Source organism: Nocardioides dilutus, assembly GCF_054779555.1.
Genome location: NZ_BAAGYA010000001.1, coordinates 509,795 through 524,293 on the forward strand (window position 1 = coordinate 509,795; position 14,499 = coordinate 524,293).

A 14,499-nucleotide genomic window follows, 5' to 3' on the forward strand; every position below is an offset into this window, starting at 1 on the left:
GGGTGTTGGCGTGTCCGTCACCGCCTCGTCCTACTCGATCACCATGCGGCTGCACACGCTGCCCGACCACGGGGTGGTGGGACAGGTCGCCACGGCGATCGCCTCTGCGGGCGGTGTAGTCACCGCCATCGACGTCGCCGAGTCGACGCGCGAGCGCCTGGTCGTCGACGTCACCTGCTCGGCGAGCGACGCCGACCACGCCGCCGAGCTCGAGATCGCCGTGGACGCGGTGGCCGGTGTCGAGGTCTACAAGGTCAGCGACCGCACGTTCCTGCTGCACATCGGCGGCAAGATCGAGGTCAGCTCGAAGGTGCCGCTGAGGAACCGGGACGACATGTCCATGGCCTACACCCCGGGCGTCGGTCGGGTGAGCATGGCGCTGGCGAAGAACCCCGACGACGTACGCCGCCTCACGATCAAGGGCAACTCGGTCGCCGTGGTGACCGACGGCTCCGCGGTGCTCGGCCTGGGCAACATCGGACCTGGTGCCGCGCTGCCGGTGATGGAGGGCAAGGCAGCGCTGTTCAAGCGGTTCGCCGACATCGACGCCTGGCCGATCTGCCTGGCCAGCCAGGACACCGACGAGATCGTCAAGGCCGTCGAGATGATCGCCCCAGGCTTCGGCGGCATCAACCTCGAGGACATCGCGGCGCCCCGCTGCTTCGAGATCGAGCGCCGGCTCCGCGAGAGCCTCGACATCCCGGTCTTCCACGACGACCAGCACGGCACGGCCATCGTCGTGCTGGCCGCGCTGACCAACGCGCTCCGGGTGGTGCACAAGGAGCTCGCCCACATCCGCGTCGTCGTGTCGGGCGGCGGGGCGGCCGGCACCGCGATCGTCACGCTGCTGCTCGCCGCGGGGGCGACCGACGTCGTCGTCTGCGACCGCGATGGCGCCATCTGCGCCGGCGACGAGGGCCTCTCGGCCGCTCACCGTCAGCTCGCCGAGGTGACCAACCCGCGACACGTGCGCGGTGACCTGCACACCGCCCTCCACGACGCCGACGTGTTCATCGGGGTCAGCGCCCCGGGCGTCCTCAAGCCCGAGTGGATCGCCGACATGGCCGACCAGGCAGTGGTGTTCGCGCTGGCCAACCCCGACCCCGAGGTCGACCCGGTCGAGGCCGAGAAGTTCGCCGCGGTCGTCGCCAGCGGTCGGTCGGACTACCCCAACCAGATCAACAACGTGCTGGCGTTCCCCGGCGTCTTCCGGGGCCTGTTGGACGCCCGGGCCCACGACGTCACGATCGACATGCTGCTGCGTGCCGCCGACGCGATCGCGCACGTGGTCCGCGACGAGGAGCTCAACCCCAACTTCATCATCCCCACGGTGTTCCACCCCGACGTGCCCAAGGCGGTCGCCGCGGCGGTGCGCGGCGGCCAGGGCGCCTCCTAGGGGCGACGACCCTCGCTGGCGTAGAGAGCGGCCCCCACGATCCCCGCCTTGTTGAGCAGCTGGGCGGGCACGATCTCGGTGTCGATCCGCAGCAGCGGCAGGAACTCCCCGGCGCGCTTGCTGATGCCCCCGCCGACGACGAAGAGGTCGGGGGAGAAGAGCATCTCGAGGGTCCGGTAGTAGATGCGGAGCCGCCCGGCCCACTCCTCCATCGTCAGGCCCTCCCGCTCCCGGGCGCTGTTTGCGGCGCGTGACTCGGCGTCGTACCCCTCGATCTCGAGGTGGCCGAGCTCGGTGTTGGGCACCAGCACGCCGTCGTTGACCAGGGCCGACCCGATGCCTGTCCCGAGCGTGGTCAGGATGACCAGGCCGGGGTGGCCGCGCGCGGCGCCGTAGCGCACCTCGGCCAGTCCGGCGGCGTCGGCGTCGTTGACGATGTGCACGTCGCGCCCGGTGACCTCGGTGAAGAGCGCGTCGGCATCCGTGCCGACCCAGGTGTCGTCGATGTTGGCGGCCGAGCTGACCACGCCGTGCCGGACGACGGCGGGCACGGTGATCCCCACCGAGGCCGACGAGGCGGGGAACCGGGCCAGCAGCTCGACCAGGACCCGGACCACCGCCTCGGGCGTGGAGGGCTGCGGGGTCTCGATCCGGGCCCGCTCGGCAGCGAAGTCACCGGTCTCGAGGTCCACCGGGGCGCCCTTGATGCCCGAGCCGCCGAAGTCGATGCCGAACGGCAGGTCCATGCCAGCACGCTAAACCCACTCGCTCTCGCCGGGCCTCGGGTGACACGCTCGCGGGATGCCCACCAGCCTGACGCCCGAGCAGCACCTCGGCGGCCTCCGCGAGGCGGTGGCGGCCTTCGTCGGCTGCCTCGGCCGGTCCGAGCCCGCCGCGCCGGTGCCGACCTGCCCCGACTGGACCCTGCGCGATCTGGTCGCCCACCAGGGCATGGTGCACCGCTGGGCCGCGGCACTCGTGCGTGGTGAGCGGCCCGACGACGCCGACGTCGCGGCGTTCGAGACCGAAGGCCGGGCGAGCGGCGACCTCGCCGGGTGGCTGCGCGAGGGTGCGCTCGAGGTGGCCCGGGCCGTCACGCAGGCGCCCGCCGACCTGGTCGCCCCGGTCTTCCTCAACGACGCCCCGCCGCCGCGGGCGTTCTGGGCGCGGCGGCAGTGTCACGAGACGACGATCCATGCCGTCGACGCGTTGTCGGCCTCGCTCGGCCGGCCTCCCCGCCCGGACGAGACCTGGATCGACCCGGTGGTGGCGCTCGACGGCATCGACGAGCTGCTGGGCGGGTTCCTCGCCCGGCCCAGGTCGCGGCTGCGGTGCGAGGAGGAGGCCCTCCTGGTCGTGGCCCCCGACGACGCGCCCGAGTGGTGGGAGGTCGCCCTCGGGCCGGACCCGGCCGTGGTGTCGCGGCACCTGGCGGCGTACGACGCAGCGGTGGACCCCGACTGGGAGGTCACCGGCTCGGCCGTCGAGCTCTACCTGCGGCTCTGGAACCGCAGCGCCCCGGCCGGTCCGGAGGACGGCGACTGGCGCCAGCTCACGGCCGTGCGTTGGGGTTGACATTCCCGACCCTCTTGTCAAACGACTTTACATCTGGCACCCTCCTGTAAACCAACCACGGAGGCCCGCTCGATGGACACGACCGCCAGCAGCATCCCCAACAGCACCGTCTCTGCCAGCTCCACGGAGAACTGGACGGACCCCAAGCGCTACCTCTGGCTGATCGGGCTGGTCGTGCCCTCGCTGTTCTTCGCCGGCTACGCCGGCTGGCTGGCCACCGGCTCGACGCAGTGGTCGGGGTTGTGGTTCTGGATCGGCCCGGTCGTCGTGCTGGTCGTCGTGCCCCTTATCGACCTGGTCGCCGGCCTCGACCGCTCCAACCCTCCCGACGACGTCATCGAGGCGCTGGAGAACGACAAGTACTACCGCTGGATCACCTACCTCTTCCTGCCGATCCAGTACGTCGCCTTCCCGGCGGCGATGTACCTCATCGTCGAGGGTGACCCGTTCTTCGGCGGTGGCGAGCTCGCGCTCTGGGAGAAGGTCGGGCTGGCCATCTCGATCGGCGTGATCGGCGGCATCGGCATCAACACCGCCCACGAGCTCGGTCACAAGAAGGAGAGCCACGAGCGCTGGCTCTCCAAGATCGCGCTGGCACAGGTGTTCTACGGCCACTTCTACATCGAGCACAACCGGGGCCACCACGTCCGGGTCGCCACCCCCGACGACCCCGCCAGCGCGCGGATGGGCGAGAACTTCTACCAGTTCTGGCCGCGCACGGTCGTCGGCTCGCTCAAGAGCGCCTGGCGGCTGGAGAAGCGGCGCTACGCCCGCAAGCAGCAGCACCCGTTCCGGATCGGCAACGACGTGCTCAACGCCTGGCTGATGTCGGGTGTCCTGTGGGGCGCGCTGGTCGCCTGGCTGGGTGTCGAGGTGCTGCCCTTCCTGGTGGTCCAGGCCGTGGTCGGCTTCTCGCTGCTGGAGATCGTCAACTTCATGGAGCACTACGGGATGCTGCGCCAGAAGGTCGGTGTCGGTGAGCGGCAGCGCTACGAGCGCGTCGACCCCACCCACTCGTGGAACTCCAACAACATCGCCACCAATGTGCTGCTCTACCACCTGCAGCGGCACAGCGACCACCACGCGAACCCGACCCGGCGCTACCAGGCGCTGCGTGACTTCGAGGAGTCGCCGGTGCTGCCGACCGGCTACGCCGGGATGATCGTGCTGGCGCTGATCCCGCCGGTCTACCGCCGGGTCATGGACCCCCGGGTGCTCGCGCACTACAAGGGCGACCTGCGGCTGGCCAACCTCTCCCCGCGCAAACGGGACCGGCTGCTCGCGGCGTACCCGCCACCGGTCGACGACACCGTCGAGTCGCACGCGGACGCGATCAGCGTCGCCGCGCTCGAGCAGGTGGAGGTGCTGGCGGCCCGCTGCCCGGGCTGCGGCTACACCTACTCGGTCGACAGCGGTGACGAGCACGAGGGCTTCGCCGCCGGCACCGCGTGGGCCGACATCCCCGACTCGTGGTGCTGCCCGGACTGCGGGGTCCGCGAGAAGGTCGACTTCGTCCCGGTGGACCGGGAGGTCGTGGCATAGCGTGACGGCTGTGAGCACCCGGCCGTTGACGATGCGCGAGCGCATCATCGACGCGGCCGTCGTGCTCACCTCCGACGTGGGCTGGTCCGCGGTGACCATGGCCCGGCTCGCCGACGAGGTGGGGGTCAGCCGGCAGACGGTCTACAACGAGATCGGCTCGAAGCCACGGCTCGCCGAGGCGATGATCCTGCGCGAGCTCGACCGCTTCCTCGGCGTCGTCAGCGTGGCCTTCGACGACCACCCCACCGACCTGGTCGCCGCGATCGGCGCCGCCTCCGAGCAGGTCCTGCTCAACGCCCAGGACAACCGGCTGCTGCACGCGGTGGTCTCGGCCACCCATGGCGCCGACACCGAGCTGCTGCCGCTGCTGACCACCCACGCCGAGTCCCTGCTGACCGCCGCCAAGACCGTGGTCGCCGCCCGGGTCGAGCCCTACGCCGTCGGGCTGTCCCCGGACCGGCTCGACGCGGCCATCGACATGGTGGTCCGGGTCGTGCTCAGCCACGTCATGCAGCCCTCCGGCAGCCCCGCGGAGACGGCGGCTGACATCGCGTGGATCGCGTCGCGCGTACTCGACGCCAAGTAAACTTGGGGATGTCCAAGAAATCTGGGAGTACCCCAACAATAGTTGGTATCCTCTTCGCGTGGAGTTCCAGAACCCGTTCGCGCTCATCACGCCCACGCTGGACGGCCGGGTTCTCAATGTGTTGGCTCTCGCTGACGCTGCCTTTACGACGGGGCAACTTGCGAAGCTGCTGCCCTTCTCGGACGAGGGCATCAGGCGTGTACTCAAACGCCTTGATCGCCAAGGGATTGTGGAGACGAGGACTCTCGGCACAGCGACGGGGTACCAGCTCAATCGACAACATCTGGCCGCCGACGCCGTCATTCAGATCGCGCGACTGCAGTCGACCTTCATCGATCGTGTCGAGTCGCATCTACGGACCTGGGTCGAGCCGCCGGTGTATGCCGCTGTCTTCGGATCCATGGCCCAAGGGAGCATGAAAGAGACAAGCGACATCGACGTTCTCGTCGTGCGAGAAGCGAGCACTCCGTTCGTGGTTTGGGACTCGCAACTTGCCCAGTTGTCCCAGCGAATCACGGCCTGGACAGGGAACGACACTCGAATCCTCGACTTGACAGAGCAGCAGATCGTTTCAGGTGAACCGGTTCTTGAGGACGTCATCGAACATGGGTGGACGGTCTTCGGTTCGCGACGATGGCTGCGCCGGAAGATGCGAGGTCAAGAGTGAACGCCCGCAAACGTGCGTGCGACTCATCGGTGCAGGCAGGGCGCATGCGGAAGGCGACAGGCTTCTTGAATGCCGCCGAGGAGATTCAAATCCTCGACGACGACGGAGCGTTGCCGGACGTGCTCGGCACGCTTTACGTCCATGCGGGCATCGCCGCAGCCGACGTCGTCTGTTGTGTCCGCCTAGGTCAGCATTCGATTGGGGATGATCACGAGCAGGCAATCGCGCTGTTGCACTCAGCGGAGCCAGACCTCAGCGGATCGCTACGGAACCTCCTGCGTATCAAGACCAAGGCCGGATACAGCCACCAGCCGCTTTCCAATGATGAACTGAAGAGAGCTGAACGCGCCGCAAACCGGTTGGTCGACGCCGCGCGTATGGCCGCGACCTCGGCAGGGGATTAGGCCGCGCGCCGCAGGCGCGCCAGGTCGACCGCCTCGCGGAAGGCGGCTGCGACGTAGTCGGGCACCTTGAGGCCGCGGGTGCGGGCCCAGAGCAGCTCGCGCTCGACCCGGGAGATCTGTTCGGCGAAGTCGTCGAAGCGGTCGGTGATGCCGAGGGTGGTCATCACGTCGCCGAAGTCGGCCTTCTGCTTGTCGCTGTTGGCGCCGACGGGGGCGAACGACACTCGGCGCATGATGCGGACCATCCACTTCTGCCAGGCGGCCAGCTCAGCCCACAAGGCTCGCGCCGAGAGCTGGTAGAACGCGTAGTGGCCGGGCTCCTGGCGGCGGATCGGGCCGATCACGGTCTTGGCGATGCCGGTCTCGCCCATGCCCATGACTCCGTCATGGAGGAAGTTGTAGGCCAGAACCGCCGAGCGCTCGGTGGCCATGCCGGTCAGGTAGTAGAGCATCCGGCAGACGTCCTGGAAGGCGCCGAGGTGGGCCAGCGCGCCGAGCACCTTGAGCTTGAGGCCGAGAGAGTCGAGGTCGGCGTCGGCCGGCTGCCGGCCGAGATGCACCTGCAGCGCGTCCAGGATCAGGCCGTGGCGGATCTCCTGCGGCTGCCACACGTCGGCGTAGAACACCCGGTCGATCTCCGGCGGGTCCGGGAGCATCGTGGTGAGCTCCAGGACGTTGCGGTCGACCTCGAGCTCGACGCGCGCCATGTAGTCCAGCACGTGCCCGAACCTGGCCTCGAACTCGACCGGGTTGCGCACCGAGTAGTCGACCGAGTCGAGGTCGATCGGGGGGTGCTCGACCGCCAGCCGGTCGACGTGCTCGATGAGACGTCGCTCGGCCGCGGACGACGCAGCGAGCGTGGAGGACATGTCAGCGAAGGCTACCTTTCGTCAGTCTGTATTCGGAGTGGGCGAGCCATCCGGATCGGCGGCCGGTGCCCTCGATCTCCGGCCAAGGGCTGGGAGCCTCACCTACCCTTGACGCGGGGGAGGCCGGGGAGGGCTGAAGGATGCGGGCACGCGCGACGCTGGTGTCGTCGGCACTGCTGCTGACGCTCACGGCTGCGTGCGGCGACCAGGCCGCCCCGACGCCGGATGCCGGGCCGACGCCGTCCGACAGCCCATCGACCGGAGGCAGCCAGTCGCCTTCGATCGACCCCGACCACGTGATGCCGGACGTCGGTCCGCGCACCGGCGAGGTCGCCAACCCCGACATCCTCATCACCTCGGCGGAGACGCTGAGCGACGAGATCGTGGAGTCGATCAAGGCCCTCGAGGGTGTCCGCGGCGTGGAGCAGTTCTCGATGGTGCAGGTGGTGATCGAGAACGAAGCGATCAACGTGGCCGCCGTCAACCCTGCGACCTACCGCAACTACACCGAGCTGGCGGTCGCGGACAGCGAGGAGATCTGGAACCGGGTCGCCGGCGGCGAGCTGGCACTGCGCAAGAAGCTGGCCAAGAAGCTCCCCCAGGACGAGAACCAGTTCGTCACCCTCGGCAGCACCGAGGACGCCAAGGCCGTGCACATCGGTGCCCTGACCGACACCGTCGCCGAGGTCGACGCCGTGGTCAACGAGACCTGGATCGATGACCTCGACATGGTCGCGGACAACGCGCTGCTGGTGCGCACCGGCGCCACCGCTCCCCAGACCCTGCGCGCACCCATCGAGAAGCTCGCCGGCGAGGCGACGGTCGCAATGGTCGATGCAATCGCCCTTAACGGGCTGGACCCCGACGTCCAGCAGGTCGCCGTCACCACGGGCACGGTCGCCGACGTCGTGGGGGTGTTCCGCTACACGGTGATCGGCGGGGGGCGGATCGCCCCGGAGCCGTCCTGGGTCGCCAGCCACATCACCACGCAGCCGGTGCCGATCCTGGGCACCGTCACCTGCAACAAGTACCTCTTCCCCCAGCTCGTCGCCGCGCTGCAGGAGATCGTGGACCGCGGACTGGCCGACAAGATCCACCCCGACGAGTACGCCGGCTGCTACTACCCGCGCTTCATCGCCGGCTCGACCAAGCTCTCCAACCACTCCTTCGGCCTGGCGCTGGACTTCAACGTCCCGGGCAACCAGCGCGGCACGGTCGGCGAGATGGACCGGACCGTCGTCTCCATCTTCAAGAAGTGGGGCTTCGGCTGGGGCGGCGACTGGAGCTACACCGACCCCATGCACTTCGAGATGGTCCGGTTGGTCGACCCGCGCAGCCCTTAGTTCCCCTCCGACCGGGCAGAGTGTCGCCATGACTCAGCCCTCGCGCCGTCTTGCGATCCCCTTCTCCGCCCTTGCCCTCGCCGTCGTGCTGTCCGCCGCCGGCGGCGCCGCGACCGGCGCGGCCCTGGTCACCGGGGCCCAGATCAAGGACGGGTCGGTCACCGGCAAGGACATCAAGAACCGGTCGCTGAAGGTCAAGGACCTGAGCAAGGCGTCGGTCAACCGGCTTCGGGGCCAGGACGGTCAGGACGGGGCCGACGGTGCCTCGGCGTTCGCGCCGCCCCCTACGGGGACCGTGCTGACCGGCGGTGGCATCGCGGCCGGCTACGTCGACAGCGAGAACGACACCGTCTACAGCTACAGCCCTCTGCCCGTCACACTGAGCGTCGAGCTGGACGACGACGCGCCCGGCCGCACACTGTTCGGCGGTCCCCACGTCGACTTCACCGGCAGTGAGGAGAGCGCGTCGCGGTGCGCGGGTACGGCCATCACCCCGACTGCGACGCCCGGCACGCTGTGTGTCTACATCGCGACGAGTGGCAACACGATCCCGGGATCCACCAAGCTCAAGGCCGGCTCCGCGTTCCTGGACGACGGTGCCGAGGCCAGCGGGTTCACGGTCTCCGCGCTCTCCGACGCCGCCGGGCTTGCGACGGTCCGGTACGTCTGGGTATACACCGCGCCCTGAGTGATGTCCGGCCTTCTATAGCCTCCGGACCATGCGCGCTGCCCAGGTCGTGACCACCACCGGCCCTGCCGACGTCGTCGTCACCGACGTCCCCGAACCCACACCCGGCCCCGACGACGTCCTGGTCGAGGTGCACAGCGTGGGGATCTCGTTCCCCGACCTGCTGCTCTCCAAGGGTGAGTATCAGCTCAAGCCCGAGACCCCCTTCACCCTGGGCGTCGACTTCGCCGGCACTGTGGTGCAGCCCGGGTCGAGCGGCTTCGAGCCGGGCCAGCGGGTCGCCGGGGTCGGCGGCTGGGGTGGCGCGGCCGAGCTCGTCGCCAACCCGGCGCCGTTCACCTTCGCGCTGCCGGACGCGATGTCGTACGACGAGGGCGCGGCGTTGCCGATGAACTACCTGACCGCGCTGTTCGCGCTCGCCGAGCGCGGCGACCTGCGCGCGGGCGAGACGGTGCTGGTGCACGGGGCGGCCGGCGGGGTGGGCACCGCGGCCATCCAGGTCGCCAAGGGCATGGGCGCGCGGGCCATCGGGGTCGTGAGCAGCGAGGCCAAGGCCGAGGTCGCGCGCGCGGCGGGTGCCGACGACGTGGTGCTGCTCGAGGGGTTCAAGGACGCCGTCGGCGGGCTCACCGGGGGCCGCGGTGTCGACGTGGTCGTCGACGTCGTCGGCGGTGACGCTTTCATGGACTCGCTGCGGGTCCTCGGTGCCCAGGGCCGGCTGCTCGTGGTCGGCTTCGCCTCCGGCCAGGGCATCCCGGAGGTCAAGGTCAACCGGCTGCTCCTCAACAACATCGACGTGCGCGGCGTCGGGTGGGGCGCCTACGCGATGGTCCGGCCCGACTACATGCAGCAGCAGTGGGCCGAGCTGGTGCCGATGATCGAGGCCGGCTTCGTCAAGCCGCCGATCGGCGCGACCTACGAGCTCGACGACTTCGGCCGCGCCCTGCAGGACATGGACGACCGGCTCACCCTGGGCAAGTCCGTCGTCCGGGTGCGGTGATCGGTCCGCATCGGCAAGCCGGACACCGGCTCCGCTTCGACTGGGGTCCGGCCGGCGCGTCCGCGATCTCCGACGGCGCGGACGTCGCCGTGGTGGTCGACGTCCTCTCGTTCACGACGACCCTCACGGTCGCCGTCGAGCGCGGCATCACGGTCCTGCCCTTCCCGTGGAAGGACGAGCGCGCCGCGGCGTACGCCGCCGAGCACGACGCCACCCTCGCCGTCGGCCGGCTCGAGGCGCGGTCCGCCGGGTCGGGTGGGTCGGGTGGGGTCAGCCTGAGCCCCGCGGACATGTCCCGGGTGACCGGCATCGAGCGGCTGGTGCTCCCGTCACCCAATGGCTCGTCGATCTGCGCCCAGCTGGCGAGCTCCGGGATCCCGGTGGTCGGAGCGTGCCTACGCAACCGGTCGGCGGTGGCGCGCCACCTGCGCGACGCCGGCTCGGTGGCGGTCGTCGCCGCGGGCGAGCGGTGGCCCGACGGGTCGCTGCGCCCAGGCGCCGAGGATCTGTGGGGTGCCGGCGCGGTGCTGGCCGCGCTGGTCGATCTCGGGGTCGAGGACCTCAGCCCCGAGGCGGAGGTCGCAGCCGCGGCGTACCGGTCCGTGGCCGACCACCTGCCGGACCGGCTCGAGGCCTGCGCGAGCGGCCTCGAGCTGGCCGAGGCGGGCTTCGCCGAGGACGTGGCCGTCGCCTCGATGCTCGACGTGTCGCAGGTCGTGCCCGTCCTGACCGAGGGCGGTGCGTTCTCGGGGGGCTGACATAGGCTCGCGAGCGTGAGCATCCTCGACGACGCAAGGGAGGGGATGGACCTCGACGTCCGTCCCCAGGACGACCTCTTCGGCCACGTCAACGGCCGGTGGCTGGCCGAGACCGAGATCCCCTCCGACCGGTCCAGCTGGGGACCGTTCATCCAGCTCGCCGACGTCGCCGAGGAGCAGGTCCACCGGATCATCGAGGACCTGGCGAAGGCGGCCACCGACCACGACCCGACCGACGGCGCAGCACCGGAGCTCAACCCCGACGCTCAGAAGATCGGCGACCTGTTCGCCTCGTTCATGGACGAGCAGCGCATCGAGCGCCTCGGCATCCGGCCGGTCCGCCCGCTGCTGGAGGCGGTCGCCAAGCTGCGCGACGTCCGCGACCTCGCGGCGTTCCTCGGCGAGTTCGAGCGGATCGGCGGGCACGGGCTCTTCGGCTCCTACGTCGACAACGACGACCGCGACTCAGACCGCTACCTCGTCCACTTCGTGCAAGGCGGGCTGGGGCTGCCGGACGAGTCCTACTACCGCGAGGACAAGTTCGCCGAGATCCGCGAGAAGTACGCCGCCTACCTCGCCACCCTGTTCCGGCTCGCCGACCACGCCGACCCCGAGGGCGCGGCCGCCACGGTGCTGCGGATCGACACCCGGCTGGCGGAGGGGCACTGGGAGCGCGCCGAGACCCGCGACGTGCAGAAGACCTACAACCTGTTCACCGTCGGAGGACTGCGCGAGCTCTGCCCGGCGTTCGACTGGGACGCCTACGTCCGCAACCTGAGCGCCTCGGCCCTCGAGGCCGACGAGCTGCTCTTCGAGGTGTGCGTCAAGCAGCCGTCCTACTACTCCCACCTCTCGACGGTGCTCGAGGAGGTGTCGATCGACGACTGGCGCGCGTGGTTGCTCTCCCACGTCCTGCGCTCGGCGGCGCCCTACCTGTCGGAGCCCTTCGTCGAGGCCAACTTCGACTTCTACGGCCGCACCCTCAACGGCACACCCGAGCTGCGGGCCCGCTGGAAGCGCGGGGTCGCCCTCGTCGAGGCGGCGCTCGGCGAGGCCGTCGGCAAGGAGTACGTCGCCCGGCACTTCCCGCCCACGTCCAAGGCGCTGATGGACGACCTCGTCGCCAACCTGCTGGCGGCCTACCGCCAGTCGATCTCGCGGCTCGACTGGATGACCGACGAGACCAAGCAGAAGGCCTACGAGAAGCTCGACACCTTCCGCCCCAAGATCGGCTACCCAGAGAAGTTCCGCGACTACTCCGCACTGCGGGTCCGGCCCGACGACCTGATGGGCAACGTCGCCGCGGCCTCGGCGTTCGAGACCGACCGCCAGCTCAACAAGATCGGCTCACCGGTGGACCGCGACGAGTGGTTCATGCTGCCGCAGACGGTCAACGCCTACTACAACCCCGGCACCAACGAGATCTGCTTCCCCGCCGGCATCCTGCAGAAGCCGTTCTTCTCACCTGACGCCCACCCGGCCGAGAACTACGGCGGCATCGGCGCGGTCATCGGCCACGAGATCGGTCACGGCTTCGACGACCAGGGCGCGCAGTACGACGGCCAGGGCAACCTCCACGACTGGTGGACCGCCGACGACAAGGCGGCCTTCGAGGTCAAGTCGCAGGCGCTCGTCGCCCAGTACAACGCCTTCGAGCCGCGCACCCTGCCCGGCGAGCACGTCAACGGCCAGCTCACCGTCGGCGAGAACATCGGTGACCTCGGCGGCCTCACCATCGGGCACACGGCGTACGTCATCTCCACCGACGGCGCGCCCAGCGACGAGGACCGTCGGAAGCTCTTCATGAACTGGGCGTTCTGCTGGCGAACCAAGCGGCGCGAGGAGCAGGAGCGTCAGCTGCTCACCATCGACCCGCACAGCCCGCCGGAGTTCCGCGCCAACATCGTGCGCAACCTCGACGAGTTCCACGAGGTCTTCGGCACCGCCGAGGGCGACGGTCTCTGGCTCTACCCGGGCGAGCGCGTCCGCATCTGGTAGCCGGCAGGTCCGACTTCCGCGGGACCTGTATCACCGGCGCGCCCGGCGCCTCCTCCTGTCAACGGCCTTCTCAGGGGCCGCTCGACCCGGGAGGGAAGCATGAGTCTCACCGAAGCCAGCGAGGTCTTCGTCGCCGTCGAGGAGTCGGCGCTCAACGACCTCATCACCGCGGTGTGCACCACCAGGCCACACCTGCTGCACTACGGCTCGCCGGCGTTCGTGCCGGCCTCCAGCACCTCGGCCACCCAGATGGCCCCGATCCCGTTCCCGGGATCGCCGGGGCTGCAGTGGTCGGTCGAGCTGAGCATCCCCCAGCTGGACCTCTTCGACGAGGACGTGCCCCTGCCGCCCGAGCTGAGCCTGGGTCCGGGTCAGTTCAGCCTCTCGACGGTGGTCACCCTGTGCGTCGACTGCGCCGACCGCGGCAAGCGCGACCCGCAGGGCGACGACCACGACCATGGCCACGACGACCACGACCCCAAGGACCACGACCCGAAGGAGAACGACGACCGCGGCGACCAGCCGTGGCCCGACGACCGGGACGACTGGGGCAAGGCGCGCAACCCGATGTGCTGCCGGCTCGGCGTCCACGCGGTGGGGCACCTGGTCAGCACCTGGGTGGGTGGCCAGCGGGCCATCGGCTTCGCCGTGGACGCCGTCGAGATCGTCGACGTCGAGCCCAACGCCCTGGAGGCCGTGCTCGAGTGCCTCCTCACCATGATCCTGCGCTCGGTGCTCGCCACCTTGTCGCTCCCCGTGACCGCGCTCGCGCTCGACGCGTTCACCCTGACCCCGACCGAGGGTCCCCTGATCGACCTCGACCGCGTCTTGGCCCGCGGCGACTTCTAGGAGGTAGTCATGTCAGAGATCGTTGCCGCCATCGACGAGGGTGCGGCCCAGCAGCTGTTCGACACGCAGGTCGCCTCGCTCGGCACGCAGTCCACGAGCGGCTCGTCGTCGCTCGGTCCGTTCGGGGTGACGTACGCCGTGAGCGGGACCCTGTCCAACGGGACCATCGACCTGATCCCGCCAGCCACGGTCAGGATTGCCGACCTCAGGCTGGACTGGCACGTCGACCTGAGCTTCCAGCTCGACATCGGCGACTTCATCCCCGACATCCACATCCCGCAGGTGTGCATCGACATCCCGTGCGTCGGCGAGGTGTGCACACCCAAGATCGACATCGTCTGGCCGACGGTCACCGTGCCGGTGTCCTTCGGGGACTTCGTGAAGACCACCGTCGACCTCGGTGTCGCGCTGACCCTCGTCTCCGGCGTCTGGAAGGTGGAGGGCGTCGTCCAGGGCGTCCCCAACCTGCAGTTCGGTGCCTCGACGGCCGCCCTGCTGGCCGCCATCGGACTGGCGGTCGCGGCCGCGGTCGCGTGGGTGCCGCTGATCGGCCCCTTCCTGGCCGTCCTCGTCGGCGCGGTCGTGGCCGCCATCGGCATCGCCGGCCTGACCGGGCTGCTGGGCCCGCTCATCACGCCGTTCGTCTCGGGCACGCGGTTCCCGATCACCGAGGTGGACGCCCTGTTCGAGGTGCTCCCGGCCTCGGGCCCGTTCGACCCCGCGGTCTTCGTCACCGTCGAGAGCCTCGGCGCCGAGGTCCAGCACAACGCACCCGAGGACGAGCTCGTCGTCCTCGCCGACATCAAGCCCTGAGGAGCAGTCCC

General features: G+C 69.9%; 15 protein-coding genes. 13 read left to right on the plus strand and 2 right to left on the minus strand.

The genetic code is table 11. The features are described from left to right. Positions 1-10 precede the first annotated feature (10 nt). A complete protein-coding gene (locus ACYVC6_RS02440; RefSeq protein WP_460710607.1) occupies positions 11-1,396 on the plus strand; it encodes a malic enzyme-like NAD(P)-binding protein in 1,386 nt (461 codons plus the stop codon). On the opposite strand, the gene ppgK is transcribed toward ACYVC6_RS02440, so the two are convergent. Next, on the minus strand, positions 1,393-2,142 hold the full coding sequence (gene ppgK / locus ACYVC6_RS02445; protein WP_460710609.1) for a polyphosphate--glucose phosphotransferase: 750 nt from the start codon (positions 2,140-2,142) through the stop codon (positions 1,393-1,395). The genes ACYVC6_RS02440 and ppgK overlap by 4 nt on opposite strands. A gap of 55 nt (positions 2,143-2,197) precedes the next feature. Here ppgK and ACYVC6_RS02450 point away from each other — a divergent pair, with 55 nt between their 5' ends. The 5 genes from ACYVC6_RS02450 (at position 2,198) to ACYVC6_RS02470 (ending at position 6,170) form a co-directional block, all read left to right on the plus strand. Next, the gene (locus ACYVC6_RS02450) at positions 2,198-2,971 is read left to right on the plus strand and encodes a maleylpyruvate isomerase family mycothiol-dependent enzyme (protein ID WP_460710611.1); all 774 of its coding nucleotides are present in this window, start codon (positions 2,198-2,200) and stop codon (positions 2,969-2,971) included. A gap of 72 nt (positions 2,972-3,043) precedes the next feature. Then, on the plus strand, positions 3,044-4,513 hold the full coding sequence (locus tag ACYVC6_RS02455; RefSeq protein ID WP_460710613.1) for a fatty acid desaturase: 1,470 nt from the start codon (positions 3,044-3,046) through the stop codon (positions 4,511-4,513). Between the two features lie 10 nt (positions 4,514-4,523). Further along, on the plus strand, positions 4,524-5,099 hold the full coding sequence (locus tag ACYVC6_RS02460) for a TetR family transcriptional regulator (protein ID WP_460710615.1): 576 nt from the start codon (positions 4,524-4,526) through the stop codon (positions 5,097-5,099). Positions 5,100-5,157: 58 nt separating this feature from the next. Continuing rightward, the gene (locus ACYVC6_RS02465) at positions 5,158-5,766 is read left to right on the plus strand and encodes a nucleotidyltransferase domain-containing protein (RefSeq protein ID WP_460710617.1); all 609 of its coding nucleotides are present in this window, start codon (positions 5,158-5,160) and stop codon (positions 5,764-5,766) included. 44 nt (positions 5,767-5,810) lie between these two features. Further along, the gene (locus ACYVC6_RS02470; protein WP_460710619.1) at positions 5,811-6,170 is read left to right on the plus strand and encodes a hypothetical protein; all 360 of its coding nucleotides are present in this window, start codon (positions 5,811-5,813) and stop codon (positions 6,168-6,170) included. Here ACYVC6_RS02470 and ACYVC6_RS02475 read toward each other — a convergent pair. Next, complete coding sequence (locus ACYVC6_RS02475; RefSeq protein WP_460710621.1) at positions 6,167-7,039, minus strand: GTP-binding protein LepA; 873 nt, start codon at positions 7,037-7,039, stop codon at positions 6,167-6,169. The genes ACYVC6_RS02470 and ACYVC6_RS02475 overlap by 4 nt on opposite strands. A 140-nt stretch (positions 7,040-7,179) precedes the next feature. Here ACYVC6_RS02475 and ACYVC6_RS02480 point away from each other — a divergent pair, with 140 nt between their 5' ends. The 7 genes from ACYVC6_RS02480 to ACYVC6_RS02510 all read left to right on the plus strand — a co-directional run bounded on the left by ACYVC6_RS02480 (position 7,180) and on the right by ACYVC6_RS02510 (position 14,488). Next, positions 7,180-8,382 carry a M15 family metallopeptidase gene (locus ACYVC6_RS02480; RefSeq protein WP_460710623.1) on the plus strand — a complete coding sequence of 401 codons (1,203 nt, stop codon included), beginning with the start codon at positions 7,180-7,182 and terminating at the stop codon, positions 8,380-8,382. A gap of 28 nt (positions 8,383-8,410) precedes the next feature. Next, the gene (locus tag ACYVC6_RS02485; protein ID WP_460710625.1) at positions 8,411-9,070 is read left to right on the plus strand and encodes a hypothetical protein; all 660 of its coding nucleotides are present in this window, start codon (positions 8,411-8,413) and stop codon (positions 9,068-9,070) included. 31 nt (positions 9,071-9,101) lie between these two features. Further along, positions 9,102-10,070 carry an NADPH:quinone oxidoreductase family protein gene (locus ACYVC6_RS02490; RefSeq protein ID WP_460710627.1) on the plus strand — a complete coding sequence of 323 codons (969 nt, stop codon included), beginning with the start codon at positions 9,102-9,104 and terminating at the stop codon, positions 10,068-10,070. Beyond that, the gene (locus ACYVC6_RS02495) at positions 10,067-10,828 is read left to right on the plus strand and encodes a 2-phosphosulfolactate phosphatase (protein WP_460710629.1); all 762 of its coding nucleotides are present in this window, start codon (positions 10,067-10,069) and stop codon (positions 10,826-10,828) included. The genes ACYVC6_RS02490 and ACYVC6_RS02495 overlap by 4 nt, the downstream gene beginning before the upstream one ends. Positions 10,829-10,843: 15 nt before the next feature. Continuing rightward, the gene (locus ACYVC6_RS02500) at positions 10,844-12,826 is read left to right on the plus strand and encodes a M13 family metallopeptidase (RefSeq protein ID WP_460710631.1); all 1,983 of its coding nucleotides are present in this window, start codon (positions 10,844-10,846) and stop codon (positions 12,824-12,826) included. Between the two features lie 99 nt (positions 12,827-12,925). Further along, a complete protein-coding gene (locus ACYVC6_RS02505; protein WP_460710633.1) occupies positions 12,926-13,675 on the plus strand; it encodes a hypothetical protein in 750 nt (249 codons plus the stop codon). Between the two features lie 9 nt (positions 13,676-13,684). Continuing rightward, positions 13,685-14,488: a hypothetical protein gene (locus tag ACYVC6_RS02510; protein WP_460710635.1), complete on the plus strand. Its 804-nt coding sequence runs from the start codon at positions 13,685-13,687 to the stop codon at positions 14,486-14,488. Positions 14,489-14,499: the final 11 nt, after the last annotated feature.